At 58.2% G+C, this 3319-nt stretch carries 4 protein-coding genes and 3 pseudogenes; 5 read left to right on the top strand and 2 right to left on the bottom strand.

What is annotated here, in order from left to right; genetic code table 11:
* The coding region (locus CQ12_RS17600; RefSeq protein ID WP_157088276.1) for an EAL domain-containing protein at positions 1-366 on the top strand (366 nt) is incomplete at its 5' end.
* A 195-nt stretch (positions 367-561) separates the two neighbouring features.
* Here CQ12_RS17600 and CQ12_RS43865 read toward each other — a convergent pair.
* Positions 562-686 (bottom strand): annotated as a pseudogene (locus tag CQ12_RS43865) (transposase); the annotation flags it as partial.
* Between CQ12_RS43865 and CQ12_RS42380 the strand changes: the two are divergent.
* Positions 674-859 (top strand): annotated as a pseudogene (locus CQ12_RS42380) (IS5/IS1182 family transposase); the annotation flags it as partial. The pseudogenes CQ12_RS43865 and CQ12_RS42380 sit on opposite strands and share 13 nt — an antisense overlap.
* A 249-nt stretch (positions 860-1108) precedes the next feature.
* Here the strand turns inward: CQ12_RS42380 and CQ12_RS43860 are convergent.
* Positions 1109-1372, bottom strand: a complete 264-nt coding sequence (locus CQ12_RS43860; protein ID WP_157088275.1) for a hypothetical protein — start codon at positions 1370-1372, stop codon at positions 1109-1111.
* 167 nt (positions 1373-1539) lie between these two features.
* Between CQ12_RS43860 and CQ12_RS43855 the strand changes: the two genes are divergently transcribed.
* The 3 genes and pseudogenes from CQ12_RS43855 to CQ12_RS17580 all read left to right on the top strand — a co-directional run.
* Positions 1540-1722, top strand: a complete 183-nt coding sequence (locus tag CQ12_RS43855; RefSeq protein ID WP_157088274.1) for a hypothetical protein — start codon at positions 1540-1542, stop codon at positions 1720-1722.
* A gap of 149 nt (positions 1723-1871) precedes the next feature.
* Positions 1872-2138 carry a hypothetical protein gene (locus CQ12_RS43850; RefSeq protein WP_057836570.1) on the top strand — a complete coding sequence of 89 codons (267 nt, stop codon included), beginning with the start codon at positions 1872-1874 and terminating at the stop codon, positions 2136-2138.
* Positions 2139-2879: 741 nt separating this feature from the next.
* Positions 2880-3319: pseudogene (locus CQ12_RS17580) on the top strand (hypothetical protein); the annotation flags it as partial.

Genomic DNA, 3319 nt, shown 5'->3' with positions numbered 1-3319 from the left:
GCGGGCGTCCGCATCGCGCTCGATGATTTCGGAACAGGTTATGCTACGCTTAGCCAACTGCTTTCGTTTAGTTTCGACAAGATCAAGATAGACCGCAGCTTCGTGTCGCATCTCGACGACAGTACCGACAGCCGGGTGATCGTTCGTGCTATCCTTAGCCTTGCCAAGGGATTTGGTCTGACGACTACGGCCGAGGGCGTCGAAGACGTAGGCCAGCTGGCCTTTCTGGTGGCAAATGGTTGCACAGAAGGACAAGGCTACCTGTTCAGTGATGCCGTCCCGGCCGCCGGTATCCACGCCCTGCTTAATCGCGAATCAGGCCGCATGGCGGTTGCTGAAGATGGGACAAGATGCCTGCATGCGTGAGTCGACGCGCTCGGTTGTTCGGGGAGCATCGGCAACAAGCCGCCATCTATGACTGCTCCTCGAGCATGACCCGGAGAGGTGGATATCGGTTTTCCGAGAAGGTCACGTTCAAAAAAGAAGATAGAGCAGGACGACGATTTAAAGATCAGTCATCACGCTCCTGTCGATACCTCGCAATGTTTGAAGCCCGCCTTCCAAAAACTCCTTCCAGGTCGATCGGCTCTCCCCGGTTGAGCGAGATCGACCGCGAGCACTTGGCGCCGGCCTTCCCAGTCGACGCCGATCGCGATCAGCACCGCGTGGCTGGCAGCAGCGCCAGCGCGGCTGGAAGCTTTATTCCTTCCATGCCCCGGAGGTGGAGTGCATCGGCAGGGGCAACGCGGCCGCGCCTTACGAGTGCGGTGTCAAAGCCTCCATCGTCACCAACAACCGCCGTGCTCCCGGTGGCCTGTTCGTGCTGCATGCCAGGGCACTACCCGATAACCCGTACGACGGTCAAGCCAGCGAAGGGCATGTCCTGATCAAGACACGACCGAGTTCGTCTACAGTCGCGGGTCGCCCGGCTAGATCGAGTACCCGAAGACCATCAACGCTGGGCACTATAAAGCCGGACAACCCACCACCCACACCTTGTGCGCTGTGTTGATGCATTCGAGTCTGGTCGTCATCACCAGCGGGACTCCGCTCGGCCTGTCGGCGGTGAAGTTCTGGACCCGCAGCAAATTCAAAGGAACGGCCGCGCTCAGGCGGCTCGTGAACCAAACGCGCGTGCCGACCGAGAAAGGAAAGCTATCGCTGGCTCGAGAATCTGCGCCAGTCCATCGCGCTTGTGGGCTCGCCCGAGCGTCGCATGCACGTGGAGGACCGGGAAAGCGATATCTACGAACTCTTTTGCCTGGCGCAGGATCTCGGGACGCGGTTTCTTGTGCGCGTTCAGACCAATCGGCTGGCCGAGCCACCACCGGAAGCCGCGCCGACGGATGCGGCCCATCGTGTCTTCGCCCAACTCGCCACTGTCCCTTGGTCTGGTCACCACCAGGTCGCGATTGGCGGTGAAGATGGCGAAACTGCTTGCTTGCAGATCAAGTTCGCCTCGGTGGCAAATCCTCGTCTACATTCATGCCCTGGAGGTCGACCCACTTTCGGATCGCGATCCGATCGACCGGATTGCTCGTGACCAATCTACCTATCGACGATCTCGCAGCCGCCGTCGAAAAGCTCGACTGGTGCGCCTTGCGCTGGAAGGTCGAGGTGTTTCACAAGGTCATGAAATCTGGTTGCCGCGCCGAGGGCGCGAGATTGCAGACTGCCGAGCAGCTGGTGAAGCTGCTCGCCCTCATCACTGTCGTCAGCTAGCGCATCTCTTTGATCACCATGTCCGCGCGCGCTCAACCGGACGCGAGGCCTGAGACTGTCCTTACCCCTGCCGAGATAGAAACACTCGACCGCATCGATGCGGCGCGTTCCAGACCGCGCATCCTTCGCCGAACGCTCGAAACTTACCTTTGCAGATCGCCATGCTCGGCGGCTATCTCGGCCGCACACGCGACCCTCCCCCAGGAAACATCGTGGTCTGGCATGGTCTGACCAAATTGCAAGACGTCGCCTTCGGCATCACTATCGGTTCCATGAGATGTGGGCAATCGAAAGTCGGCGTACACCTCTGTTTAAAACGTCTCGAGAAGGCGAAGTTCTGCTGGCCCCGGATGAATCCTGCGCAGTTGAATACGTCGTGCTTCTTCCCTACGGCCAAGCCCTACCAAAGGAAGTAGGCGCGGACATGTTGGAGGTTGTGGTACCTTTGAGGCTTCATAATCGGAGAGAACCAGGTAGTACCTTGTCAATCCGTACTCAGGTTAGGAGATATCGAATGCCCACGATTGCGGCCGAGGACGAAAAACGCGAATGGCGGACACGCACGGTGCCCGAACTGGGTGACCTCTCCGCTTCCGGGAGCATATAGGGTTGCGAAATCGGCGGAACCTGCATTGCGCATTTCAATTGGGTTTCGAAGCGACAACTAATGTGTTGGTTGCGGTACTAAAGGTCGGATTTGGATTGCTTGCTTCTTCTCTGCACGCTCAGGCCAATCTTCTGAGAATGTTGTTGAGTCCAAGGATTCTTCGGAGTCATTGTAGTGACAGTTGGACTTCGTCGTGACAGTTGGACTTCGCGGAGAGACTCTGCTCGAAGTCGTTCAGCCAAAGCTCGGCAACATTGGATCAGCTCAAAGCGCAGCATTGTTTACGACGCGGTATACAATCCGTCGGAGCGTGGACAAGGGATGACCGCGCCCTACTCCCTCCAGAGGGCTCGCGCGAACGGGCGCCCGAACGTAATCTCTAACGGAACGATCTACCTACTTTGAGGGTCGTACTTATGAACTGTCTCGTGTCCAATCGTGACGATTCAATAGCGTTCAACTTCAGGATGAATTTGATCGTTCGCTCGCTTTCATAAATTCGCCTCTAAGTTGCTCCACAGAAGACCTGGAATGCGGTCGGAAGTCTCTCATGAAGCTCGCACGTGTGGTCATCGGCTTGGTTCTCCTCGCCGGCGGATTGTACGTCATCATCGGGGAGCACTTCGCTGGAACTTCGGCAGATGCCACGGTAAATGCTCGACTTTACGTCGTGCGTGCGCCGATCGATGGCCGGGTCACGCTTGCCGTCAAGAGCATCGGGGGACGCATTAACGCGGGGGAACTAGCGGCTGAGGTGGCCGACGAGCGCTTCGATACCGCTCGGCTTCTTGATCTTGAGCGCGACCGAGACAATCAACGCAGCGAACTCAAACGCATTGCCGGTCAGCGTGACGCGCTATCGCAATCGAGAGCCGGATTTGATGCGCAGTCAACTGACTACCAGCGCGGCAGAATTCGGCAGATCGAGGCGCGGATCGCCGAGACGAGGGCGACGCAGGATGCGGCAGCCGCGCGCCTGCGCGAGGCAGA

It is taken from the genome of Bradyrhizobium jicamae (assembly GCF_001440395.1).
GTDB lineage: Bacteria > Pseudomonadota > Alphaproteobacteria > Rhizobiales > Xanthobacteraceae > Bradyrhizobium > Bradyrhizobium jicamae.
This window is presented reverse-complemented; position numbering and strand designations above follow the sequence as displayed.